Below are 24,251 nucleotides of genomic sequence, written 5' to 3' on the forward strand. Positions count from 1 at the left end.
AGGTGGTATGTTAGATGGGAATGTCTCAAAACTCAAAAGTCGGTTGCTTTTTCGCCATCCTTGCCTTATTGGATATTGATATAAAAACCGGTGATATACCGTATCCGCGCATCCGCCTCCGCCCAATACTTACTTTGCGGAAAACCATCTGTAAGTGTTCTGTATGCGTCGAGAGCCAATCTGATATTGCGCATGGAACCGTTTAATTCATACGCGCGTCCTTTCAACAACCACCCTTCATCCAATTTCTCTTCCGCAGTGGTAAAGAAATTGTTCAGATATGTTAAGGCCTTGCCTGCATCCGCAGCTGCGATTGCCGTACGTGCCTTTTCGAGCAATTGATCGGGGCTGAGTACTTCTTCGCTTGCTGCTGTGGGACCTTGTCCGGTTGAATCGCCGGTATTTCCGGCAGCTGAGGATGCGGCTTCCGCCGTTCCGGCGGTCATAGCCTGTTCCGAAGTTTTGCTTTGCGAACCGGTACTCGCTGTTTGCGGAGCTTCGGAGGCTGCTTGTGCCGTGTGTGTTGTCGTGCCGGTGCCGGTGTTTGCGGTCGAATTGCTTGACGACTGAGAAGCGGCTGCTTGCGTATTTTTGTTAGCTTGCGCTTCTGTCGCATCGGAATCCGCTTCGGTTTGATAGTCCGGCGCTTTTACCATTGCTTTCGCTGCGGTTGAGCGGGCGGCGCTCACCGATACAGCTACCGCATCGGTGACAAACTCATTGGTAAATACGTCGAAATAGGAGAAATGGAGTATATAATCCCCTTTTTTCTCCGCTGTAAACATAAAAATCGAATTTTCATCCTGTAGTTTCCGCTGCTCATACTTTAATCCCGGTTGGGAAGTTTGTTCGCCGACATAGACCCATCCGTGCCCCGGATAGGTGAGCTCTAATCGCTGTTTTTCTTCGACTGCAACCATGCGCGAAACCTTGGGCTTTTGTTCGGTTTCCGGTTCTTTGGAAAGCGCAACGGTAAATATTTGCGGAGAAAAAAGGTCGCGCATTTCTTCCTGGAAGGTTGGTGGAGGTTCGTAGCCGTGGCTGCCGCCCTGTTTTTCAAAATCACTGATAAGATCCGCAAGCGTTGTTTCGTACGCCGGTACGTTCTGCTCTACAGAAGGGACGGGCGTGTCTGCGGCTGCAAGCGGTACCGGTTCGCCCGTAGACGGAGCTGTCGGAACCTGCTCGACGGCTGTATCTGCCGTTGTTGTGGGCTGTGGCGTGTTCTCGGTGGCTTTAGCGATATCTGCTGCTGTCGTTGTCGTGTTCTCGGCGGTTACGGTATCGGGATTGGAAGCGGCCGATTTCAGCTCACCGGCAGTTTCGGCAGCTACAGACTCACCGGCTGCTGCAGTAGGCTCTGCCTCACCGGCGGTTTTTGTAGGGACAGATGTATCAGTGGCGGCAAGGGCAGGGGAGGGGACAGTAGCCGACTCCTGCGTTGCTGTCTTGCCGCTGTTTCCTTCATCGTTATGTACAACTGCCTTGCTGCTGTTCTGTTTGGAATGCTGTGCAGCTGCTGTTACCGTTGGTTCGCTCTGCGCTTTCGCGGCGGTTTTATCTGCGGCAGTGTTCTTTTGACCGGCGGTTTTACCTGCGGTTGCTGCCGGAGTATGTTGCTTTTTCGATACGGCTGCGCCGCTGGTTGCCATACCTTTGTTGGCTCCTACTGCTTCCGATGCAGGCGTTCTTTTTTGCCGTTGGGATATGGTTGCACCGGACACGGTATCGATTGTTGCACCCGATACCGCATCGGGCTGCGATGCTTGTTTTGACTGCTGGGGGGCTACCGTTGCCGGCTGCGGAGACATTGTATTGTCGGTGTGAGAATCCGCTTCTACAGCAGGCTGTTCCTGCCGCGAAGGGGGATCCTGCGGCTTTTCCGCAGCAGTCTTTGTCGTACAGGCGGTAACCGGCACGAGGAGTAATACGAGAAGGATAAGGCAGGGCGGATAGATCGATTTTTTCACGGAACACTCTCCCATAATTTGTTCATTTGCCGCTCATTTATATCGTGCAGTTTTTGCATCTGCTCCGCATCGGGAATCGTATACCAATACTGCAAATCCGAATCAGTCCAGATTTTCTTTTGTTTGCGCGAATATTGTATCGGCGGAAGTTCAAGCGGCTCGTCGGGAAGCATAAAAATTACCGGATCGATTGAAATCATTACCTCATCGGGATCGATGCTCGGTTTTTTTGTTCCGCTTAGTAAAATAATCACGGAAATAATCAACATGATAATCAGCAAACCGAGCGCAGAAGCTAGAACAATGAGCTTATGCGTCCGAATCGTTTCCACGATGTTCATCCGGCTGTTCCTCCTGAGTTGTATGTCGTCGTTTCGGCGGCCGCGACGGAATGTAGATACCTTCTTCCGGCTCTACATCCTCTTCTATAAAAGTATCGGCATCTTCTTCCGCTTTCTCCTGCTTTAATAACTCAATATCATTATCCAATTTGATTGCAATGAGTTTGGAGACGCCGGATTCTTCCATCGTAACACCGAGCATGGTGTTTGCGCCGAGTACCGTTTTTTTGTTATGGGTGATGACGATATATTGACTGACATTCGCAAAGCCGGACAGGGCAGTAACGAAGCGGCTGACGTTCTGCTCGTCAAGCGCAGCGTCTATCTCGTCCAAGAGACAGAACGGGGAGGGCTTGACCATGTATGTTGCAAAAAGGAGCGCCACCGCCGTCATGGATTTTTCTCCGCCCGATAATAGACCGATATTCTCCAGCTTTTTCCCCGGAGGCTGCGCGAAAATCTCGATGCCCGATTCCAATACCTGCTTGGGATCGGTTAGCTTAATTTCCGCCCTGCCGCCGCCGAAGAGCCGCCTAAACATATTGTGAAAGTTCTTTTTGATCTTATTATAGGTTACAAGAAACAGCTCCGTAGACTCCGCCTTTATTTCATCCGTAATCCGCTGCAAATCCGAGCGGGCTTTATCAAGGTCGTTGATTTGTCCGGTCAAAAAATCAAATCGGGTCTTTACTTCTTGGAATTCCTCCGGAGCCATCAGGTTGACACTGCCGAGGTCTTTCAGCTGTTTGCGCAGCTCGGCAAGTTCCGTCCGTAAATCCATCGGGGAAGCGGTGATTTTATACATCCGCTCTTCAAATTCCATCAATTCACGCGAATGGGTTTCTCTAAAATTGTCTTTGACGTTTTTGATTTCGATTTCAAGGGTTGCCGTATCGACATAATATTTTTCGATAAGCGAATTATGCTTGGCAAGTTCCGCATTGAGCGTTTTCAGCGTCCCTTCGTTGCTCGAAAGCTCGTTATTGCGGGACGCGATTTCTTTTTCCAGCTGCTCGAGCGCTTCGGTCAACTGCCGCCCCTTGCGGTCAATCGACGCAATTTCTCCTTCAATTTCGAGGAGCTGTTCTTTTACCTCGTCAAAGCGTTTTTGCTCCGTGTACAGCTCGTTTTCAAGTTCGCGGAGCGCATTTTGCTGTACCGTCAATTCTTTCCGCAAAAACGCCGCTTGCTGCTCGGCAGCATCGGATTCCGCCTTCATCTTGGTTTTATGGATACGGAGGTCTTCCAGCGTTTTCCGGTACTCGTTTATTTTTACTGCGAGCTGCTCGTTTTCGGTATGCAGATTGGCTATCTTTTTTCGTTTTTCTTCTATTGTATTTCGATTTGCTTCGATTGCCGCGTCGATACTGCGCTTTTGAGTGATAATACCTTCCGGCGCTAAAAAGTCATCGATAAAACTTGCGGAAGATTTTTTGTACTCCTGCAAATATGTTTCCAGCGACTCGGTTAAGCCGAGCAGCTCGGTAAACGACTGTACGGCATTGTCGGCAAACTGCGCAGTCTCTTTTTCAGTATGATCGCTGAGCGCGGCAAAGTCCGAAAAGATATTCTTGCGGCCGTTTAACAGCACTTTGATTTGGCGGATGCAGTCAAAAACCTGTTGTTCCAGCTTGCCGCGTCCCTGCGCCGAATAACCTGCGGCGGAAAGGTTCTTATCCAGTTCCGTAACGATGTCTTCGGTGATAGCGCGGAGCTCGGTTTCCATACCGGCGCGTTTTTTATCGAGTTCTTCAATCTGTTCCTGCAGCGTCATACGGGCAGTGTCGTTATCGGTGATTTTTTGCGACGCAAGCCGGAGACTTTCTTCAAAGTCGTCGATGTTTTTTTGAATATCCTGCACCTTCTTTTTAAAGTCGTGCACCTTCGCATCCTGCTCTCCGGCGTCCTCTTCAAGGTTTTCGATACGCTCTTCGAGCCCTGTCTTGCGCAACTCCAGCTGACCGAGTTTGGTTTTCAGCTCGGTTTGCCGCTCCGCCTGTAAACGCGCCTGATTTTCCTTTCCGCGCTTTTCGATGGCAAGTCCGTAAATCTCTTTTTGATGTTCGTCGAGCTTTTTTTCCAAGCTGTTGACTTCGTCCATGTTCTCGGAAAGCATCGTATGGATGGAATCGATTTTGGTCTGTACATCATCGCGCTTAGCTTTGGCTTCTTTTATGCTTTCCTCGCGCTGTGCGTAGTCATCGGTGAATTTTTTAAGGCGCAACAGTTGGATATCGAGGTCGTGTTCAAAGATGGCATCCCGCAGCGACCGGTGCTTGACGGTTTTTTCCGCCTGTACTTTCAGAACATCGTAGGAGCGGCGTACCTCTCCCAATACGCCTTCCACTTGACGCATATTTTCTTCGGTCTTTTGCAGTTTTCGCTCCGCTTCGGCGCGGCGTACTTTAAACCGTGTAATACCGGCGGCCTCTTCAAACAAATAGCGGCGGTCTTCCGGCTTGCTGGAAAGAATTTGGTCGATCTTTCCCTGCTCCATGACTGAATACGCCGCCTTTCCGACACCCGTATCCCAAAAAAGCTCCCGCAGCTCTTTGAGCCGCACTGGCATATTATTGATAAAATATTCGCTTTCTCCCGACCGGTAGAGCCTGCGCTTTATGGCAATTTCACTTACTTCAAGATTTAACAATCCGTTTTCGTTGCTGATAGTCAGCGTAACTTCCGCCACATTGAGCGCCTTCCGCGACTCGGTGCCGTTAAAGATAACGTCTTCCATCTTCTCCGCACGGAGCGTTTTTGACGCCTGCTCACCCAGTACCCACTTCATCGCATCGACGACATTGCTTTTACCGCAGCCGTTTGGGCCGAGTAAGGCGGTAATACCTTCCGCAAATTCTATCCGCGTCCTATCCGCAAACGATTTAAATCCGAATATTTCAAGACTTTTAAGAAACACCCTGTCTATTAACTCCTCAAGAACTTGCCGTTTCCCATTCATTCAAGATAATCGGCAATCTTTTGTATTTTATACTTTTTTAGGGAGATTGTGAACATCCGTTCGAAGGAAATTTTATGCTGTTATGGAAAATAGATCTAAAGGGCATCTCTAAAAACCTCAGTTTTTAGAGATGCCCTAAACTCTTACTAAGCAGGTCAAAAAGAAGTATAGTGAATATGGACGTTTATTTTCAGCCGCTGAAATAGCGCGGCTGAAAAACACTGCGAGTTTGCCATTCGGCAAACATCGTAGATTATATGTGCGCTATCGCGCACTAATTGAACAACTTCCAAAATTGACACTTTGTTCAGTTGTTCAATTTTAAGGGAGGATAGAAAGCAGCAGATGCGGAAAAAAGTACTCGGAGGGATAGGTTTTGTGTGTCTGATTTTGATGCTCTTTTTATTTGCATTCGGGCGATCTTTTCCTTCGTATATACGAATAGATACACCTACATATCCGAATAGTTTCGTTTTGAACCTTGACGATAATTTATTTTACCGGCAAACACTGAATAATTGCGGCCCTTATTCGGTGATGGCTGTAATTAACGTTTTAAAAAGCGAAGTAATCTCTCCTGAACTGCTTGCAAAGGAAATGAGATGGCGAATGCATAAAAATTTAACATTCCCTATAGGATTAATAGAACTCCTACATAGATACGGTATAGGGGCAACAGAGTATATTTTAAACGGTAAAACAAGTGATACAAAGATTCATTGGATAAAAGAAACGATTGCAAAAGGTTCTCCCATAATTATGCTCATAAAAATCAATCATGTTCAACATTATGTGACAGTCTTAGGGTATGATGAGCATGGTTTTATGTTGTATGATTCACTGCAAAAGAAAAATATTGAAAATGGACGAAAAACTTTTATTGATGAAGGCTGTCTTGTTGGTAATAGATATTATTCGCATGAAGAATTAATCGATTTATGGAATAATGGCGGATATAAAATATTTTTCAAGAACTGGGCTATAGTTTGTAATCGGTATTAAATCGCTTTTTATAACGCTTACAGTGAAGATAATAATAAGTAAAAGCAAGCAAGAAAATCAACATACAGAGGCAGAATACACGATATAAAAACAATTTTCCCAAGAACTAATTGTAAGTACGGGGAGTACCCGATTTACAGTCCTCCGAGGAAGATGCCGGCAATAACTAAAATCAGGCATACGGGCACAAAGACATATTGCATATAGGGGGCGTACCACTTACCGACCTTATGCTTGGCATGAAGGTTGATATCCTCAAGTGTTCGCTGTGCCCCATATACCCAAAAGATAACAAAGGCCGCCGTAACTGCTGCGAGCGGAAAAATGATGATGGCAATGGTGTCGGTAAAGGTGCCGAATACCCTCATGTCAAAGTTGAGGGGTACGGCGATACCGGCTGCTAACACGGTGATAATAATCGCAGCCTTTTTTCTGCCGATTCTGAATTTTGACATCAGCGACTCAACAGGGACTTCAAGCATAACAATTGAAGAGGTGAGGGCGGCAAACAGTGCGCAGAGAAAGAAGAGGATGCCGAAGATATAGCCTGCCGGCATGTGTGCGATAATGTTAGGTACGGCAATAAAGAGGAGCGCGGCTCCCGCCTGCGGATTGATTCCAAGCGAATATGCGACCGGAACGGTAAACAGGGCGCACATTATCGAAGCAAGAAAATCCAAGCCTGCCGTTTGGCGGGCGGTACGAGGAACATCGGAACCCTCCGGCATATAGCTTCCGTATACAAGCATTGCAGCTCCGCCGAGACTGAGGGTAAAGAATGCCATGCCCAGCGCATATATCCAGATTCTGAAATGACCGAATACTTCCCACTTAGGTCTCAGCATTATGGCAACTCCGCGTAACGCTCCCGGCAGGGTGAGTGCACGGATAACCATCACGGTAACAACGATGTAAAAAGTTGCCATCATCACGGTGGTAAAGCGTTCGATGCCTTTTTGAATGCCGAGACTGACGATCAGCGCTGTTGCAACAAGGGCGGCGAGCGTCCATGGAATATTGGCGGGAGTTCCTGCAAAGGATTCGAAAAAGGAGGGAGACAGCACTGGAAATGTATTGGTAATCGCCAATACAAGATAGCGTAGGATCCATCCGATGATAACGGTGTAGAACGATAAAATGCCGATAAGGGCTACGACCGGAAACCAACCGACGGCACGGAGTAGGGGATTCGTTGTCTTTTGCGCGATAACCGATTCAAAGGCAAGTACCGGCCCTTTGCGCATCTTTCGGCCGAATGCATATTCTCCCATCAACCCAAAGGCGGAAAAGCAAAATAAAAAAATGAGGTACGGAATAAGAAATGTGATGCCGCCGAACTCCGCTAAGCGGGCGGGAAACATCCAAATATTCGCCAATCCCATTGCCGAACCTACGCAGGCAAGGAGCATTCCGATGTTTGTTTTAAAAAGTTCTCGTTTTTGTTTCATCCGTAACCTCAATAATTTTGCGGCTGTTTACCTTGCTTCTTTAAAAGCGGCGCCTACCGCATTCATATCCTCGATAAACCGAGGGTAGGATATTCTTACACAATCAAAATCTTCTATACAAGAGGTTTCGGAAAATTTTTCGGTATTTTCTCTCGTTGTATCCGATTGTTGTTCGCTGTGATACCGTGCGGCAATTCCGCAGGCTGCGACGGCGAGCATCATCGCGATGCGGTGATCACCACGGCTCCGTACCCGTGCGGGATGGAGTTTCTGTCTGCCGCTGCCGTTTGCAGTGCTGCTGTTTCTACCGCGGCTGCCGATGCGGAGAAAATCTTCCCCTTGGGTGATATCCGCTCCGAATTTTGCGAGTTCTTCCGCCGAGGCAGCAAGCCGGTCGCATTCTTTAAAGCGGCACACACCGGCGTTGAGCAGCAGTGTTTCTCCCGTACAAAACACAGCGGCAGCGGCGAGGATAGGAACCGCATCGGGGATATCCGCACAGTCGAAGCGTCCGCCTTTTAGTGTGCCGGATATGGGAAATACCGAAACCGTGCGGCGCTCCGTATCGCAGCGGATGTCCGCTCCCATTGCTTTGAGGATCGAAAGCGCCTGTGAATCTCCCTGCGTGTCTGCGGGGTCGAGGTTTGTCAGCGTAAGCGCCGCATTGCAGATGACGGCTGCTGTCAGAGGAAAGAGGGCGGACGACCAATCGCCCGGTATCGTTTCGGAAAACGAGCGGTATCGCTGTCTGCCTGCAACTTCAAAATAATAGTCGTCACGGTTCAATACCTCGATACCGGCAATGCGCAGCCAGCTGCAGGTCATCCGAAGATACGGACGTTCCCCGGCCTTGTTAAAGGTAATGCGGCTCATCCCGTTTAAAAGCGGTGTTGCAAGGAGGAGCCCCGTTACGGGTTGGGAAAAGGGGCCGTCGAGTTGATATGCTCCGGCCGGCAGCGGGCCGCAAAAACGGAGCGGCGGAACTTCCATGCTGCCTGTATCGTTTTTAATGCGTGCCGCCGAATATGGGATGCCAGTCTGTCGGTATACTGAAAGGAGCGGCTCTACGGGGCGGCTCCTAAGGGATTCATCTCCGGTGAGACACACCGGCATATCGACTGCGGCAAGAATCATGCCTAAAAAGTAGAGGAGGGAACCGGAATTGCCGAGGTCGAGGACGAGTTCTGTTGGTTTGTCACTTTGCTCGCTGTGTCCGATGTTTGTGCCAGCTGCATCGCGCTCTGCGGAGGCGAGGAGACCGCCGGATGGCGGCGTAACTTTGAGTACAAGCGGATTATTCGATACTTCCGTAATGGTAACGCCAAGCTGACGCAGTACCTGCACGGCGCTTTCCATGTCTCCGCTGATAAGGGGTGCGGTAATAAACGAAGTATCGTCCGCTAAAGAGGCGCAGATGAGGGCGCGGATCGTATGGCTTTTGGAAGAAGGCGTCGTCATTGTTCCGCAAAAAGACGGCGTACTTACTCTGAGATTCATTATGGTATAGTTCGTTCCGTTATTCAGCTGTTTTTTTTGTTCGAGGCTTTTTTACCGCCGCTTTTTCGGTTTTTGTATCAGTCGTCTCTTCTGCAGCAGGCTCAGTCGCTGCTGTTCTTTTTTTGCTTACAGCGGACTTGGCTCTTGCAGGAGCCTTCGTGTCCGCAGCAGACTTAGCAGATGCAGCTTTTTTTGCCTTGGTGCTTGTAGCGGGTTTTGTTGCATCTGCTCCTTCTTCGCCTGCAATAGACTTGGCGCTTGCCCTTTTTTTTGTCTTGGTACTGCTAACGGGTTCTTCTGCATCCGCGGCGGATTTGGAAGCTCTGCTTGTTTTTTTTGCCGAGGATGTCTTCTTGGGTTTTTGTTCAGCGTTTTGCTCTGAGGCAGGCTGATCGGTTGTGCCGGTATCCTGCAAGAGGGCTTGTTCAAGCGCCTCGACACGTTCCGACGTTTCGTACTGTTTAAGCTGTACAACCTGCGCTTGTGCCTGCTCGAACCGTTTTGTGTTGCGGTACACACAGGCAAGGTCGTAATGCAGGTCGGGGCTGTCGGCAAAGGCTTCAAGTCCTGTCCGCAGTGTTACCTCTGCACGGGCATAGTCGCCTTTTTGAACGGATATGGATGCAATCAGCTGATATATCCGTACGGACGGCTGAATATCGAGCGCCTTAACCAAACCGTCATCGGCTTCGTTTAGAAGGAAGAGCGCATAGTCGTTTTCAGCCTTATCGGTGAGAAGCTCGGGATTTTTCGGATCGAGTTTTAATGCCTTATAGTACCACTGCTGCGCTTCTTCGCGGGCATCGTCGTCGGCAAACGCATTCGCTAAGGCGTGGAACGCAGCTGCCCGATTACGTTCTACCGCAAGGTCGGCAGTTCCGTTTTCAATATCGAAGAGCGGCAGGCACTTTGCAAGCTGTCCCTTCCTGCGTTGTACTTCAAGGTAGTTTACCAATAGGGATACTTCATCGGGCAGCAGTCTGCGCGCTTCCGCAACTGCCGCTTCCGCCTGTTCAATATCGTTTTCGCTCAAGGCTGCTAATGCGCGTAAATTGTGCACCCAACCGTTTTGAGGATCGGCGGCGAGCGCTTGTTCCAATGCCGGTTGATATTTTCCGTTACTTAAATAGAGTGCTTCCGCCAGCCGGAACTGATATAATCCGTATTCAGGTTCAAGGTCACACGCTTTTTTAAATGCTTTGACCGCTCCTTTTGGGTCATCGGTTTTGAGCAAAAGTCCGTACAGGTACCAGTCAGCGGAATCTTCCGAACCCTTTTTGCACGCCGTTTTTAATTTGAGCAAGGCATCATCGTATCTTCCCACTGCGTAAGCATATTTTCCGGCAATCGAAAGCGTTCGGGAATCATTCGGCGCTATACGTTCCAATATCGTAATAACTTCTGCAAGGTCATCGTATGCTTCCTGCTGTAAAAATGCGCGCGCAGCCTGCATATATGCATCTACCGCTTCCGGCTTTTTCCCGCAATCGTAGAGTTCATTCGCCTGATGGAAGGCAAAAAGTCCCTGATCGGGATTGATTGTAAACGCTTGCCGATATGCTTCAGCCGATTCTTCGTGCTTTCCCAAGGCATGGTATAAATGTCCTTCAAGGTTTGAGAGGAATGAGGATTGCGCCATCATCGGCTTGGGAACTTTTTGCAGTAAACGCTGTAAATCTTCGTACCGTTCAGCCCGATAGTAAATGCCGCCGAGTTCCGCAAAGGCTTCCTCGTTGGAAGGATTCGCGTCCAAGACCGATTGAAATTCCTGCTCGGCTTCGTCAAGCATCCGTTGTGCAAAATAAATGCGGCCTGCCAGTATCCGATCCGCTTCTTCCGGCTCCTTTAACCGCGCTGCAGCCCGGAGTTGGAGCAAGGCAGGAACATACCGCCCCATCGCATAGAGCGTTTTTGCAAGACTGATGCGGGCATCCGGCGGCACAGCAGAAAATTCGTTCGCTTCCGTGTATGCCGTTTCTACCGTCATCGGGATGGAGTTTAGCGAAAAGCGGGAAAGCTGTGCGGTAACCTGCGGGTAGGTTTCCCAGTTTTGAATTGCAAAGGCAATTTTTCCCGCTGCCTGAATGGTGTCATCCTCGCAGCAGGCAACCCAATGGCCGTTTATCAAAATAGTGATAGTCGTATTATTCGCGATCAGTTTGATTGAGTACGCACGTTTTGTATCCGTCTCTTCTTTATGATTTGAATGGTCTGAATAGGAATGATCTGGATCGGAGTGATCTGAACCATGATGATCGGCATCGGAATGAGCGGAATCGGGGATTTTTATCCAGCCTAGGAGGGGCATCGGAGTGCTGTTGACGACTGCATCGAGCCGTACCCATCCCGCATCAGAGATCATCAGTGCGTAAAAGGTACTCTGGCTGATATAACGGAACAGGATTCCGGCAGCGAATCCTCCCGCCTTATCGGTCGGTGTGTCCTGTCCGTCCGGCTTTTTTGCCGGCTCCGGTAAACGGATATCGGCTTCGATAATCACATCCTTATAGCGGGATACCGGATTTACCGTCCACGCATAGAGATGCTTCCGCTGCGCTTCGAGCGTCAGTCCTCCCGTATTGTTTCCGGCAGGCTCAGGCGGCGTAAAGGCAACTGTATATCCGTCACCCGTTTCGGCAGCAAACCGGCAGTTTTCAGGCTTGGAAAAATTGGCCTGCCACTGTTCTTCAACAATTTCTTCATAATCAATCGGAATTTCTTCTTTAGGCTTCCGCAGATTTTTAATCTTACTTTTAAAATAATCGATGTAAAGTTTGAACATCCCCATACATTAAAAATAGCGAAAAAGAGAAAAAAAGTCTATCGAAGAAATAAATCAGAGCAATCCCAGCAGTTATTTTTATTGGTAAATGCCTTTCATGTAAAACTTAGTCCGGTGTTTAAGTTCTAATATTTCTCAATATATTTTGCTAACAAGCGAGGTGTAATAAAAAGAAATGTACTGCCACAAGACGGAAGCCGGTCATTCCTTTTTGTTTTCTATACATCCGGTACCGAACATATTCTTTTTTTAGGAAACCTCGGGAATGGCGAAAAAGTAATAACTTTTGAGCCATCCCCTTATCAGTTAAAATTCAACTTTAGGTGCCGTTGCTGCTTGCTCATCAGCCTTAAAATATGCCTTTTCTCTAAAGCCGAACATATTGGCGAGAAACGCTTGCGGGAAACGCCTAATCTGTAGGTTATATGTCTGTACCGCCTCATTAAAACGCTTTCGTTCTACGGCAATGCGGTTTTCGGTTCCTTCAAGCTGGCTTTGCAAGTCGCGGAAGTTTTCATTCGCTTTCAATTCAGGGTAATTTTCCGCAATGGCAAGCAGCCGCTGCAGTGCCCCGCCTAACTCGTTCTGTGCTTTTTGGAATTTTTCAAACGATTCGGGATTGTTGAGTACTTCGTCCGAAACATTGATAACGCCGCCTGCTCTGGAGCGCATTTCCGCAATTTCGGTAAAGACTTTTTCCTCATGGCTTGCATAGCCTTTTACGGTGTTAACAAGGTTGGGGATTAAATCAAAACGGCGCTGGTATACGTTTTCTACCTGACTCCATGCCGCTTTAACGTTTTCATCCGCCGCTACCATCGAATTATACGAACGGGCTACACAACCGTACAGCGAAAAAATAATCAGCACAATAATGCCGAGAATAATGAGTCCTGTTTTTAATCCTTTGCTCATAACCGGATGCTCCTATCAAAAAATTTAAAGTATTATTTGGCACACTGATGCATGCCAAATAATCAACGGCGAAGTATAGAGCATTTAGCGAAAAGAAACAACGTTCCGAAGTCTATAAGTGTAGGGCTTCAGCATGAAAGAAAGGCTGTAACGGCAGACGGTTTCGCCGGTACAGGTGGAAGGCTGTACAGTTAAGAGGGATTCCGAAGGAGATTGGGAGGAGCTTGAATTTGCTGGGGAATAAGCAAATAGCTTTCAAATTGCATTTTAAGGAATAATCTGTCTGCATAATCAACAACCCCGACGCAAGCGTCGGGGTATTAAACCCTCCGCACGAATAAAAGTAATCCACGCTTGACATTCATTCTCCTTTTTAGTAACATTGTTATTGATTAATAGAAGAGTTATTAGAATATGAACAAGTATACGGAAAAAATATTGGCCGATAAGGATGAGCTCAACACACGGGCAAAGATTTTGCGCGCTGCAAAACAGGAGTTTTTTACCAATGGCTTTGCAGATACTAACGTGCGTGCCATTGCAGAGAAAGCAGGGGTTACAACAGGGGCGCTGTATAATCTTTTTGATAACAAGGACGGCATATTCGAAGCTCTGGTAAGCGGTGTGTTCGATGAATTTTTAGACATCGTAACGCATCACGATATATTCGATGCTGAAAATTTTGGCATGAAAACAAGCGATCTTTCTGCAATTACCGAACTATCACAACATCGGTTCTTAAAAATGGTGGATTTTTTTTATGGTAATTGGGATGCGATGAAATTGATTGTCTGCTGTTCGAAGGGAAGCTCCTACGAGCATATTTTCGATAAAGCAATCGATGTAACTGAAAGAGAAACACTTCAATGGCTGAAACAAGACGGCGTTAAAATGTCGCGGCGCATACGTTTTTTTATTCATGTCATGGTAACGTCTCACTTTGAAAATCTAAAAGAAATTTTTTATCATAACTTAAAAAAATCGGAAGCAGTGGAATATATACTCGACTTTAACGTATACCATTGTGCCGGCTGGAAACAATATTGGATGGAACAAGTAAAGGGCTAAAGGTTAATGGAATAAACATTTTTGAAAATAGGTGGAGCAGATGCAAGGCGCAAGCAAAAATTAACCGGAGCCGTACTTTGTGTACGGTGAGGATTAATTTTTGTGAAGCAACGCAGCAGATGCCCGCATATTTTCAAAAAATAAAGGAGTTTATTTTATATGGATACATATAAAAGATTGTTAAAATATACGCCGGAGAAAATACACTGTGCGTATATTTCGGTGGTATGCGCTGTGCTGGGAGTTGCTTCTCAGATGGGGGCATTTTGGTTTTTGTGGAAGTTTTTGTACGCGCTTTTGGTTACCAAAAACGTTACGGACGGATCGATGTACGCAACGGTGATTGTTTCGCTGTTGGCAGGTTATTCGGTTGTATATTTCTGCGCTTTGTGGGCGTCGCACGTGCTTGGGTTCAGGCTTGAATCGAACTTGCGCAAAACGGCAATCAATCATTTGATGAATGCATCGTTTGCCTTTTTTGATATGAATCCGTCGGGAAAAATCCGGAAGCTCATTGACGACAATGCACAAGAGACGCACATGCTTGTTGCGCATTTAATTCCCGATAATATTTCCGCATTGTTTACACCGATTTTTATGTTTATCATTGTCTTTGCAGTTGATGTAAAACTCGGTCTTTTGTTGCTTGCCGTTGCTCTTATCGGCGGTGCGCAGATGATGTTTATGATGGGCAATAAAGATTTTATGCGGAAGTATCAAGCGGCGTTAGAGCGGATGAATGCCGAAGCAGTTGAATATGTCCGCGGTATGCAAATTGTAAAAATCTTTAGAAGCACGGTTGAATCTTTTAAAGCGTTTTACGAAGCAATTACCGGCTATTCCGATTTGGCATACAAGTACACACTCAGCTGCCGTACGCCGTATGTGATGTTTCAAGTGCTGTTTAACCTGTTTGCGGTGTTCACTATTCCTGCCGCTGTTTATTTTATGAACAAGGGGGCGGACGGCAACCTCATCATTGCAAAACTTGTCTTTTTTATTTGTATCGCCGGTGTGCTTTTTTCGGCATTTATGCGCGTGATGTATGTCGGTATGTATAACTTTCAGGCAAAAAGTGTTGTAGATAAACTCGAAACTCTTTTTGCAGACATGGAAAAGGATAATCTTGAACACGGTACGGAAGAAACCTTCGAAAACTTCGGTATTGAATTTAAAAACGTATCGTTCGGTTATACGGAAGAAAAGATTTTAAATGATGTCAGTTTTACATTAGAACCGAATAAAACCTATGCATTGGTCGGCTCATCAGGTGGAGGAAAAAGTACAATAGCAAAATTGATTTCGGGTTTTTATAAAATAAATTCAGGTGAAATTTTAATCGGCGGAAAAAATATTTCGTCATATTCAAAAAATGCGCTGATGCGCAGTATCGCCTTTGTGTTTCAAACCTCGAAGCTCTTTAAAACAAGTATTTTTGAAAACGTCAAAATGGGGAATAAAAATGCAAGCGATGCAGAAGTGATGAATGCGCTTCGACTAGCCCGCTGCGAAGATATTTTAGCAAAATTCCCCGAACGTGAAAAAACAGTTATCGGTTCAAAGGGTGTACACTTATCCGGTGGAGAAATTCAGCGCGTTGCGATTGCCCGCGCGATTTTGAAAAATGCGGATATCATTATTCTGGACGAGGCGTCCGCTGCTGCCGACCCTGAAAATGAATACGAAATTCAGCAGGCGTTTTCCAATTTGATGAAAAACAAAACGGTTATTATGATTGCGCACCGGTTAAGCTCGATCAAAAATGTTGATGAAATTTTAGTTGTCGAAGACGGAAATATTGCCGAACGCGGCAGCGATGCAGAACTGATGCAGAAGGGCGGAAAATACAGCCATCTACAACGGCTGTATTCTAAGGCGAATGACTGGAGGGTCTAGACTTTTGCAAATATGCGGGTATCTGCGTTGTCGCTTAACAAAAAACAGTCCTCGACGTACACCAAGTACGCCTGCGGGTGTTTTTTGTACGCTCCTAGCATCTACCTCGCATATTTGCAAAAGCGTTGGAGGAAAGAGATTTTTTCCTAATTAAGGGAGTTATATATGACTAAATTACAAAAATGGTTCGGGGTAACCGAATCGGGGGCAAAAGGGATTGTTACAGCGTCGGTATGGTCGATGCTTGCGGATGTTGCATTTATTCTACCGATGTTTGTGATGATGTTTTTTTTGCAAAGTTATTTTGACGGAACGCTGCGGTCGGCGGGATTTTATATCGGTATTATTGCTGCGCTTGCTGTTGTGATGTATGTGCTTGTGCATATCAATTATAATACGCTCTACACCGCGACATTTAAAGAATGTAAAGAACTGCGTGTGAATATTGCCGACCGGCTCAAGGCGCTGCCGCTTGCCTATTTTTCCAAACACGATGTTTCCGACTTATCACAAACGGTGATGACCGATGTTGCTACAATCGAGCATGCGCTGAGCCACGCAATTCCGCAAACAATCGGTCTTGTGTTCTATTTGATTATAATCGGCGCAATAATGATTACTGCGCATCCGGGATTAGGCTTATGCGTATTTGTTCCGATTATTATCAGCTTTATTCTATTGATCCTGTCGAAAAAAATTCAGATACGGGAGACAACGCGGGACTTTCATAAACAGCGTGAGCGCACGGAATTTTTTCAAGAAGCGATAGAACTGCAACAGGAAATTAAAAGCTATGGGCTTACGGAAGACACGGCGGAAAAACTAAACCGCAATGTCGATGAAGCGGAAAAACTACACTTAACTGTGGAAGCACATCAAGCGATCCCGCTTAACATCGCACTGCTGTTTTTAAAGTTTTCTATCGGTGTTACCGTATTTTTCGGACTAAAAATGTATCTGGCTGGCACGGCACCGCTTTTATATCTTATCGGCTATATTATTGCCGCTTCCCGTGTTATGGATGCGGTTGCAGGTGTTGAAATGAACCTTGCAGAGATGATGTATATCGATGCACGGGTTAAGCGCATAAACGAGCTGCGCGAAACAAAAACGCAGGAAGGCGAACCTGCTTCTTTGCAGCATTACGGTATTCAATTTAAAGATGTTGAGTTTTCGTATAACGATGGACAAAAGATTATCGACGGTATTTCGTTTACGGCGGAACAAAATAAAGTTACCGCGCTTGTCGGGCCTTCCGGCTGCGGAAAAACAACCGTACTCCGGCTTGCGTCCCGTCTCTATGATTACGGCAAGGGACAAATTCTCATCGACGGCAAAGACATTGCAACGATTGATACCGACAGCCTTTTCGATAAAATTTCGATTGTCTTTCAGGATGTCGGGCTTTTTAATACCTCTATTATGGAAAATATCCGCGTCGGAAATAAAAATGCCAGCGATGATGAGGTAAAAGAAGCTGCCCGTCTTGCCAACTGCGCCGAGTTTATCGAAGCGCTGCCGGACGGCTACAATACGGTCATCGGCGAAAACGGCAGCAGACTTTCCGGCGGAGAGCGTCAGCGTCTTTCCATTGCGCGTGCTCTTTTGAAAAATGCGCCGATTATCATCCTTGACGAAATCAGCGCCTCGCTCGATGTGGAAAACGAAATGAAAATACAGGAGAGCCTTAACACACTCATAAAAGGCAAAACGGTGATTATCATTTCGCACAGATTAAAGTCAATCGAGAACGCTGATAAAATCATCGTGATGAATAAAGGCAAAGTTGATGCGGAAGGTACGCACGCAGAGCTGTTGCAAAAATCGGCACTGTACCGAAGTATGATTGAGAAGTCGGGGTTGACTGAACACTATACCTATTGAAAATATACGGCATATCTACTTCGCCGCTCGTTCAACGAAGTACGTTCGTGTACTTCGCTGAGCACAAGTTTGCCCTTGCAAACTTGTAGCCCAAAAATGTACACAGATGTACATTTTTTTAGCGATGGCATCCATGCCGCTGATTTCATGCAGCAGGGAGTTCGCCTAGCGAACTCGTAGCCCAAGGATGTGCAAAGACGCTTGACACAAAGGTAAAAGTGCGTATAATAATGAATGAATTGTATGAAATATTCATTCATATCAACAACAGGATACAGAGATGGACGACAAAAAAGAACGGCTGACATCCGCAGCACATTCATTATTTTTAAAAAACGGCTATAAAAACACCAATATTGCTCAAATTGCAAAAAAAGCAGGTGTTGCCGTCGGATCATTCTATAACTACTATGCTTCAAAAGAAGATATATTTTTAGCGGTCTATATAGAAGAAAATGAGACGATGCGAAGTCATCTAATACAACAGATTGATTGGAAAGGGGATGTCGAGCAAATTATTGATGAGCTTTTCTCATACAGTTTTAAAAATATTATGAATAATAAAATTCTGATCGAGTGGAATAATGGCGCTGTTTCACAAATGCTGCATAGCTACTATTATTCAAAAACAGGCATAAAAAATAATTCTTTTCATCATTTTTTACAGAAAATTTTTACTAAATGGATGAGAGAACGAAGTCTCACTTCTGATGCAATCGAGAAAATATTAAAAGTATTTGATTTCATCTACTATATAGACTGTCATGTTACAGGGGATGAGTTTACGGGTTATGGCGAAGCGCTGCAAACATTTGTAAAGTATTTTGTCAAAGGTATTTTGTCGGAAGTCTCATCTAATACATAGCGGCTTAAGCCTTATTCTAAAAGATGAAAGAGAATCCTGTGTTTTTTATATCAGAAAATGAATGAATTTTAAAATTTATTCATTCATACTTAAAAAGGAGATCTGTGTGCGCAACGGAGATAAAAATTATACGGCAAGTATTTTGGTTAATTGTTTAACTATGGGAAGAATACCGCTTTCTGTTTTGGCATATATACTCGTATCTGCAGAGGAAATCAAAATGCTATCGTATCTATTCCTATTTACGGCTATTGCCGCAAGCGATTTTTTTGACGGAAAAGCTGCGCGGGCATTCCATGTGCAAAGCAATCTTGGTGCGGCAGCAGATGTGTTTTGCGATTTTTTTTATATCATAACTTCTTGCTATGCACTCTATCGAAAAGGGTTATTTCCATTATGGATGATAGCACTCATTGCACTCAAGCTAGTGGAATTTATCATGACATCCCTAGCAATACAAAATAGAAACAGCTGTCGGCATATTTTTTGCTTTGATTATATTGGGCGATATATCGCAGTTGTTTTTTATGCATTGCCGTCAATGATTATCATCTTTGATCGATTTATGCCCGCATATATCTTTTATCGCACGTCATATGTGCTATACGTTACATTGTTATTTTTTTCTATTTTTTCAAGCATCAAACGAATCAGGCTACTAGCATAATGAACATTTTCTCAGATGATCTGTTTGTAAACAGTTCCTATTTTTCTGCTATTATTCGTGCGGGGGTAATACCCCGACGGTTGCGTCGTAACAAAGGGTATTAAAGCCGACTGTAACCACCTTATGAGAACAACATACCTACAGAGTAGATTAGTATAGCCTTTTATCGCATATACGACACTACAGGATATCTTTATCATTGAATATTTTATTCAACGTTCGTTTATATGAATTGATCAAATGTTTTCTGATCATTCGTTTTGCTTTATCGGGATCGTTCTTTTTAATTGCTTCTGCAATAGCAAGATGTTCATTAAATACGGTTTGCGCATCGATCGAATTATTGTACACGGATTTATTTTCAAAGCGGAGATAGTTATCCAAGATCAATTCCGTTTCTCTATAAAGCCACTTATTGTTTGTTGCCTTTGCTATTGCTCTGTGAAATGTATGATCCAATCGATAGAGTTTTATTCCGTCTCTTGTTTCCAGTTGATCTTCAAGATTCTGTAAGCAATTAAAAATATCTTTTACACTCTGATCATTTGCCCGTGCTGCTGCGAGGTATGCATTATTCTGTTCCGTTAATAACCGTATCTCTAAAATATCTTTGGCGATTTCATCGGTAACCGGAACAACTTTTACGCCTCTCCCTCGTGCAAAAGCAACATAGCCTTCTTTTTGTAATTCTAACAAGGCTTCCCGTACAGGCGTTCTGCTGATACCGAGCTCTTCGCATATTTCATCTTGCGAGTATATGGCTCCGACTCTAAACCGGTTAAATAAAACAGCATCTTTTATAAGTTCATAAGCTTGTTCTTTGTATGTCAAAGTTTTTACAACTACACCGCCTATCAAAGACTCTTTTTTATCAGACATATAATCTCCTTCCGGAATTTTCTTACTGTTTCTCTATTTCTCCGTTGAGTTCACAATCTACGTTGAACTCAAATTGACAATCGCGGTGCGGAATAACTCTTCTTCTTTTGCAGCAGGATCGACACCTTTTGCGCGCATGGATTGCGCAACCGATTCTACCGTTTCTGCAGCACGCTTTCGATCGTATCCCATATTGATAAGAGCGGTGATGATATCCTCAAACTCCGATTTTTTTGCCGTTTCCGTCCGGCCCGTGTCGTGTAATCCGGTGAGTTGACCTTTCAGAGTAAGCACCATCTTTTGCGCTGTTTTCTTGCCGATACCGGGGATGCTTTGCAGCCGTGCAACATCCCCTGCCTCAAGAGCCGCTTCCAGCGCTGCGCTGTCAAGACCGGAAAGAATTTTCAGCGCTTGCTTCGGGCCAATCCCGTCAACTTTTGTTAAATCCAAAAAAAGACTCCGCTCCGCCGGTGTTAAAAAGCCGAAAAGCTTCATCTGATCTTCCCGATGATAGAGCCATGTATAGACCCGTACCGTGCTCCCCGCAGTTCCGAATCGGTCTGCACTCAGGGCGGATACAAAAACTTCCCATTCAATACCATTGGTTTCTATGTAGATGGATTCCGCCGTTTTACCGGTCAGTGTTCCGCTGATGCTGTTAAACATAGTTTTCTCCTTATGGAAATATATCCGCTTTTAGAGGTTCCTTATTCTGAAAATTGCACCGAAGAAGCGCCCTTGGTGATTTCCGTAACCAGCTTTGAAAACTCATCGCAGTATGCAAGCGGAATTGAGCCGCTCAGCCGGACAGTTTGTGCAAATTCCGTTTGTGCAAAGCTGATCGGCAGGTGTGCGGCGGCACGGAGCAGCGGGTTGTGATTCTCATAGCTGCATTCGCATATAAACTCCGCTTTTTGAATGAGCGGCTCCGTGTGTACTTTGGCAAGCGCCTCTTTTGCCGCCGTAGAATAGGCTTTTACCAAGCCTCCTGTTCCCAATAAGGTGCCGCCAAACCAGCGGGTAACGGTTACAAGAATATTGGTAATTCCGCTTCCTTTTAAGACGGCCAGAACCGGCTGTCCCGCCGTGCCTGCCGGCTCTCCGTCATCGCTGCAGCCAAGTACCGCGCCGCTTTCGCCGATAACAAAGGCGTGTACCACGTGCCGGGCATCGCGGTATTGGTCTTTTTGTCGCTTTACGGTCTCTTTAGCTTCCTGCGCATTGTCCGTATAAAACACCTCGGCACGGAACACCGATTTTTTTACGGTAAGTTCCGCCGCAGCTTCGGATATGGGTGTCGATGCTTCGGGGATAGATATCAATATGTCGGGCATAACCGCCGGTTTATCCGTTACTCCTGCGTCCGGCACTACAGTGGGTTCGTGTCGAGCGGCTTGCTCCCGGCTGCGGCTGAGAACTAGCATCCGGCGGCACCTGTGTTAGCCTGCGCTCCGGTTTCCGTTTTCGGCAAGCAGCCGTGCCGGAGCTGTGCGGCACGTAGGGTGTTCCGCAACACCATCGCTACGGTTAAAGGACCGACACCGCCGGGAACCGGAGTAATCCAGCCGGCTTGTTCAGCGGCGCTTTCAAAGTCAACATCGCCGGTCAGCCTGCTGCCTTTGGGTGCAGTAGGATCGGGGACGCGGTTAATTCCCACGTCGATAACTGCGGCGCCTTTTTTTATCATGCTACCGGTAATGAGCGCCGGATGTCCCGCAGCCGCAATCAAAATATCAGCCTGCCGTGTCAGTGCGGCAAGGTCTTTCGTTTTACTGTGGCAGAGTGTAACGGTTGCATCCGCTACAGTGAGCAGGGCGGCAAGTGGTTTCCCGACAATCGCAGAGCGCCCGACAATAACCGCATGAGCGCCGCTGAGCAGTATGCCATATTGCCGCAGTGCATACATAATTCCCTGCGGTGTACAGGGGATAAAGCCTGAACTACCGGTAAGCAATCGTCCCAAATTCTCCGGTGTAAAGCCATCGACGTCTTTAGCCGGATCAAGCGGCGCTAGTATCCGTTTGCTGTCCAGCGGATAGGGAAGGGGCAGCTGAATTAAAATGCCGTCAACGGTATCGTCAGCATTCAGGTTTTGTACGCACGCTGCCAACTCCCGCTCACTTATTGTTTCGGAATACGGAATAATCCTGCTCTGCATTCCCGCTTTCTCCAATGCTCGCACCTTCGTTTTAATGTAGACCTGTGAGGCGGGATCGCTTCCCGATGATACAATCGCAAGGCAGGGCTGCGGATGCTTTTTACAATATGCGGCATTTTCTTGTGTTACCGCTTCGGTCAATGCTTCGGCTAATTTTTTGCCGTCTATAATCTGTGCCATAATCAAGTTCTCTTATTGTAGTATATTAAAATCGCTTTGGGAATATCCGGCGCATTGTATGACGGTCTTTTTTCTGGTATACTTGCCGAGTTATGAGCTGTGTTATATTTACCGGCGGCGGTACCGGAGGGCATATATTCCCCGGTATTGCCGTTGCAGAAGTGTTAAAAAAAGAAACAGGGATACCGATTATCTGGATAGGTTCCAATAACGGCACCGATCGATCGTATGTGTGTAGTGCTGATATTCCGTTTTACGGAATACCGGCAGGAAAGCTCCGACGATATTTCAGCCTCGAAAACCTCATCGATGTGTTTAAAATTATCGGAGGATTCTTCGCTTCGTTGATTATCCTGTTAAGGCTTAAGCCTCGCTTTGTGTTTTCCAAGGGAGGCTTTGTGTCAGTGCCGCCGTGCGTTGCCGCACGGTGTTTAAAAATTCCGGTTATTACGCACGAATGTGATTTTTCTCCCGGACTTGCCACAAAAATCAATATGCGGTTTGCCGATCAAGTACTCATCTCTTATGCAAAAACAGCTGAATTTTTTCCGGTTACCGTGCAGAAGAAGCTTGTCGTTACCGGAAACCCTGTCCGAATGCGTTTTTATGCAGCCGATGCGGAATCTGGCAAAGCTTTTATTCAATATACCGGTGATAAGCCGATCCTATTTGTACAAGGAGGAAGCCTCGGTGCACTCCAGATTAATGTATTGGTAGAGCAAACAATTTTATTTCTTGCGGAATCTTTTTTTGTTGTGCACCAAACCGGCGCTCAGCACCGTGCGCAAGGGGAACGGATTAAGCAGCGTCTAAAGGAAGAACGGCCGGATTTAAGCAGTTGCTATAAACCCTTCCCGTTCATCGTCGAGCAAATGCCCGATGTTCTTGCCGCTTCCGATCTCGTGATGTCGCGTGCAGGTGCTAATACTATCTGGGAAGCGGCTGCAGCCGGAAAGCCGATGCTCTTATTGCCGCTCGAAAAAGGCAGCAGCCGCGGTGATCAAATTGAAAATGCGGAATTTTTTACAGCGCAAGGAGCATCTATTACACTTCATGCTAAAGATGCATCACCCACCGCACTTTGCAGTGCATTAACTCATCTTGTAGAGAATCCGGAAAAGTTAAAAGCGATGGCTCAAGCCTCTTCCGCTCTTGCCGGAGAAAAACCTGCTGTTAAAATTGCCCGTCTATTACAACAATGGATGGCAAAATGAGCATCAATATACTTGATACCGTTCTATTGCTTTTCAGTATTATTGTCATCATAAAAGTTACCATCCGAGGTTTTATCGACGAGTTTTTTTCAATGGCTGCCTTTTTGCTTGCAATTGCCGTCGCCTTTTGGTTTTATCGCCCGCTTTCTTTGCACACAAAGGTGAGCGGACTTTCCCCGGCAGCGATGAAGCTTATCGCTTTTTTTATGATATTTATCGTAGTATTTATAGCGGTTAAACTTTTACAATTGTTGATATCTGCCGTTTTCAATAATGAAATTCTCAATAGTCTTGATCATGCGCTCGGATTTTTTTTAGGTGTATTTGAAGCATATATCGTGCTTATTATTATAATCGCTATCCTACAGCTTCAGCCGTTTTTTAATGTTGATGAGCTTATTGCCCACAGTATTGTTGTGCGAGTACTGGTACCGCTTCCGATAGATAGCGATAATGTCTTGCAGATGATCAGAAGCGGTATCTAAGGCGCAAAGTACCATGGCAACCGTACTGAAAATATTTGAAC

General features: G+C 46.0%; 19 protein-coding genes. 8 read left to right on the forward strand and 11 right to left on the reverse strand.

The genetic code is table 11. From position 1 onward, the window contains the following. Nucleotides 1-65: 65 nt before the first annotated feature. The 3 genes from ABH09_RS06480 to ABH09_RS06490 are packed head-to-tail and all read right to left on the reverse strand — an operon-like array spanning nt 66 to nt 5,228. Entirely contained in the window at nt 66-1,970 is a 1,905-nt protein-coding gene (locus ABH09_RS06480; protein WP_253713784.1) for an outer membrane protein assembly factor BamD, read from the reverse strand. Beyond that, nucleotides 1,967-2,311 (reverse strand): hypothetical protein, encoded by a 345-nt coding sequence (locus ABH09_RS06485; protein ID WP_253713785.1) that lies wholly within the window; start codon nt 2,309-2,311, stop codon nt 1,967-1,969. The genes ABH09_RS06480 and ABH09_RS06485 overlap by 4 nt, the downstream gene beginning before the upstream one ends. After that, a complete protein-coding gene (locus ABH09_RS06490; protein WP_253715747.1) occupies nt 2,280-5,228 on the reverse strand; it encodes a chromosome segregation SMC family protein in 2,949 nt (982 codons plus the stop codon). Before ABH09_RS06490 ends, ABH09_RS06485 begins: the two co-directional genes overlap by 32 nt. Nucleotides 5,229-5,615: 387 nt before the next feature. On the opposite strand from ABH09_RS06490, the gene ABH09_RS06495 reads away from it, so the two are divergent. Then, a complete protein-coding gene (locus ABH09_RS06495; RefSeq protein ID WP_253713786.1) occupies nt 5,616-6,272 on the forward strand; it encodes a C39 family peptidase in 657 nt (218 codons plus the stop codon). 134 nt (nt 6,273-6,406) lie between these two features. Here the strand turns inward: ABH09_RS06495 and ABH09_RS06500 are convergent, their stop codons facing one another. The 4 genes from ABH09_RS06500 to ABH09_RS06515 all read right to left on the reverse strand — a co-directional run bounded on the left by ABH09_RS06500 (nt 6,407) and on the right by ABH09_RS06515 (nt 12,914). Then, nucleotides 6,407-7,720: a sodium-dependent transporter gene (locus ABH09_RS06500; RefSeq protein ID WP_253713787.1), complete on the reverse strand. Its 1,314-nt coding sequence runs from the start codon at nt 7,718-7,720 to the stop codon at nt 6,407-6,409. Nucleotides 7,721-7,747: 27 nt separating this feature from the next. Beyond that, the gene (locus ABH09_RS06505) at nt 7,748-9,217 is read right to left on the reverse strand and encodes a 3-phosphoshikimate 1-carboxyvinyltransferase (RefSeq protein ID WP_253713788.1); all 1,470 of its coding nucleotides are present in this window, start codon (nt 9,215-9,217) and stop codon (nt 7,748-7,750) included. 19 nt (nt 9,218-9,236) lie between these two features. Further along, nucleotides 9,237-11,999, reverse strand: coding sequence for a tetratricopeptide repeat protein (locus ABH09_RS06510; RefSeq protein WP_253713789.1), 2,763 nt, complete (start codon nt 11,997-11,999; stop codon nt 9,237-9,239). Nucleotides 12,000-12,305: 306 nt separating this feature from the next. Continuing rightward, complete coding sequence (locus ABH09_RS06515; protein WP_253713790.1) at nt 12,306-12,914, reverse strand: LemA family protein; 609 nt, start codon at nt 12,912-12,914, stop codon at nt 12,306-12,308. Nucleotides 12,915-13,328: 414 nt separating this feature from the next. On the opposite strand from ABH09_RS06515, the gene ABH09_RS06520 reads away from it, so the two are divergent. The 5 genes from ABH09_RS06520 to ABH09_RS06540 all read left to right on the forward strand — a co-directional run bounded on the left by ABH09_RS06520 (nt 13,329) and on the right by ABH09_RS06540 (nt 19,294). Beyond that, entirely contained in the window at nt 13,329-13,982 is a 654-nt protein-coding gene (locus tag ABH09_RS06520) for a TetR/AcrR family transcriptional regulator (protein WP_253713791.1), read from the forward strand. 159 nt (nt 13,983-14,141) lie between these two features. Then, a complete protein-coding gene (locus ABH09_RS06525) occupies nt 14,142-15,878 on the forward strand; it encodes an ABC transporter ATP-binding protein (protein ID WP_253713792.1) in 1,737 nt (578 codons plus the stop codon). A 165-nt stretch (nt 15,879-16,043) separates the two neighbouring features. Next, nucleotides 16,044-17,762: an ABC transporter ATP-binding protein gene (locus tag ABH09_RS06530; protein ID WP_253713793.1), complete on the forward strand. Its 1,719-nt coding sequence runs from the start codon at nt 16,044-16,046 to the stop codon at nt 17,760-17,762. A gap of 280 nt (nt 17,763-18,042) precedes the next feature. Next, complete coding sequence (locus tag ABH09_RS06535; protein ID WP_162663542.1) at nt 18,043-18,627, forward strand: TetR/AcrR family transcriptional regulator; 585 nt, start codon at nt 18,043-18,045, stop codon at nt 18,625-18,627. Nucleotides 18,628-18,733: 106 nt separating this feature from the next. Continuing rightward, complete coding sequence (locus ABH09_RS06540) at nt 18,734-19,294, forward strand: CDP-alcohol phosphatidyltransferase family protein (RefSeq protein WP_230978130.1); 561 nt, start codon at nt 18,734-18,736, stop codon at nt 19,292-19,294. A gap of 180 nt (nt 19,295-19,474) precedes the next feature. Here ABH09_RS06540 and ABH09_RS06545 read toward each other — a convergent pair whose 3' ends face one another. The 4 genes from ABH09_RS06545 to ABH09_RS06560 all read right to left on the reverse strand — a co-directional run bounded on the left by ABH09_RS06545 (nt 19,475) and on the right by ABH09_RS06560 (nt 22,511). Next, nucleotides 19,475-20,173 (reverse strand): GntR family transcriptional regulator, encoded by a 699-nt coding sequence (locus ABH09_RS06545; protein ID WP_044016458.1) that lies wholly within the window; start codon nt 20,171-20,173, stop codon nt 19,475-19,477. Between the two features lie 57 nt (nt 20,174-20,230). Continuing rightward, a complete protein-coding gene (gene ruvA, locus ABH09_RS06550; protein ID WP_253713794.1) occupies nt 20,231-20,839 on the reverse strand; it encodes a Holliday junction branch migration protein RuvA in 609 nt (202 codons plus the stop codon). A 41-nt stretch (nt 20,840-20,880) separates the two neighbouring features. Beyond that, a complete protein-coding gene (locus ABH09_RS06555; RefSeq protein WP_371922152.1) occupies nt 20,881-21,507 on the reverse strand; it encodes an IMPACT family protein in 627 nt (208 codons plus the stop codon). An 83-nt stretch (nt 21,508-21,590) separates the two neighbouring features. Then, the gene (locus tag ABH09_RS06560; RefSeq protein WP_253713796.1) at nt 21,591-22,511 is read right to left on the reverse strand and encodes a bifunctional 5,10-methylenetetrahydrofolate dehydrogenase/5,10-methenyltetrahydrofolate cyclohydrolase; all 921 of its coding nucleotides are present in this window, start codon (nt 22,509-22,511) and stop codon (nt 21,591-21,593) included. Nucleotides 22,512-22,603: 92 nt separating this feature from the next. Between ABH09_RS06560 and murG the strand changes: the two genes are divergently transcribed. Both murG and ABH09_RS06570 read left to right on the forward strand, forming a co-directional pair. Continuing rightward, on the forward strand, nt 22,604-23,725 hold the full coding sequence (murG, locus tag ABH09_RS06565) for an undecaprenyldiphospho-muramoylpentapeptide beta-N-acetylglucosaminyltransferase (RefSeq protein ID WP_253713797.1): 1,122 nt from the start codon (nt 22,604-22,606) through the stop codon (nt 23,723-23,725). After that, nucleotides 23,722-24,210: a CvpA family protein gene (locus tag ABH09_RS06570; RefSeq protein ID WP_253713798.1), complete on the forward strand. Its 489-nt coding sequence runs from the start codon at nt 23,722-23,724 to the stop codon at nt 24,208-24,210. Before murG ends, ABH09_RS06570 begins: the two co-directional genes overlap by 4 nt. Nucleotides 24,211-24,251: the final 41 nt, after the last annotated feature.

Source organism: Treponema sp. OMZ 803 (assembly GCF_024181165.1).
In the GTDB taxonomy this organism is placed as follows: domain Bacteria; phylum Spirochaetota; class Spirochaetia; order Treponematales; family Treponemataceae; genus Treponema.

Bases quoted from the DNA above. Each gene is read 5' to 3' on its own strand.
- ABH09_RS06485 (WP_253713785.1), bottom strand. From the start codon at position 2,311: ATGAACATCGTGGAAACGATTCGGACGCATAAGCTCATTGTTCTAGCT.
- ABH09_RS06495 (WP_253713786.1), top strand. From the start codon at position 5,616: ATGCGGAAAAAAGTACTCGGAGGGATAGGTTTTGTGTGTCTGATTTTG.
- ABH09_RS06500 (WP_253713787.1), bottom strand. From the start codon at position 7,720: ATGAAACAAAAACGAGAACTTTTTAAAACAAACATCGGAATGCTCCTT.
- ABH09_RS06505 (WP_253713788.1), bottom strand. From the start codon at position 9,217: ATGAATCTCAGAGTAAGTACGCCGTCTTTTTGCGGAACAATGACGACG.
- ABH09_RS06510 (WP_253713789.1), bottom strand. From the start codon at position 11,999: ATGTTCAAACTTTACATCGATTATTTTAAAAGTAAGATTAAAAATCTG.
- ABH09_RS06515 (WP_253713790.1), bottom strand. From the start codon at position 12,914: ATGAGCAAAGGATTAAAAACAGGACTCATTATTCTCGGCATTATTGTG.
- ABH09_RS06520 (WP_253713791.1), top strand. From the start codon at position 13,329: ATGAACAAGTATACGGAAAAAATATTGGCCGATAAGGATGAGCTCAAC.
- ABH09_RS06525 (WP_253713792.1), top strand. From the start codon at position 14,142: ATGGATACATATAAAAGATTGTTAAAATATACGCCGGAGAAAATACAC.
- ABH09_RS06530 (WP_253713793.1), top strand. From the start codon at position 16,044: ATGACTAAATTACAAAAATGGTTCGGGGTAACCGAATCGGGGGCAAAA.
- ABH09_RS06535 (WP_162663542.1), top strand. From the start codon at position 18,043: ATGGACGACAAAAAAGAACGGCTGACATCCGCAGCACATTCATTATTT.
- ABH09_RS06545 (WP_044016458.1), bottom strand. From the start codon at position 20,173: ATGTCTGATAAAAAAGAGTCTTTGATAGGCGGTGTAGTTGTAAAAACT.
- ruvA (WP_253713794.1), bottom strand. From the start codon at position 20,839: ATGTTTAACAGCATCAGCGGAACACTGACCGGTAAAACGGCGGAATCC.
- ABH09_RS06555 (WP_371922152.1), bottom strand. From the start codon at position 21,507: ATGCCCGACATATTGATATCTATCCCCGAAGCATCGACACCCATATCC.
- ABH09_RS06560 (WP_253713796.1), bottom strand. From the start codon at position 22,511: ATGGCACAGATTATAGACGGCAAAAAATTAGCCGAAGCATTGACCGAA.
- murG (WP_253713797.1), top strand. From the start codon at position 22,604: ATGAGCTGTGTTATATTTACCGGCGGCGGTACCGGAGGGCATATATTC.
- ABH09_RS06570 (WP_253713798.1), top strand. From the start codon at position 23,722: ATGAGCATCAATATACTTGATACCGTTCTATTGCTTTTCAGTATTATT.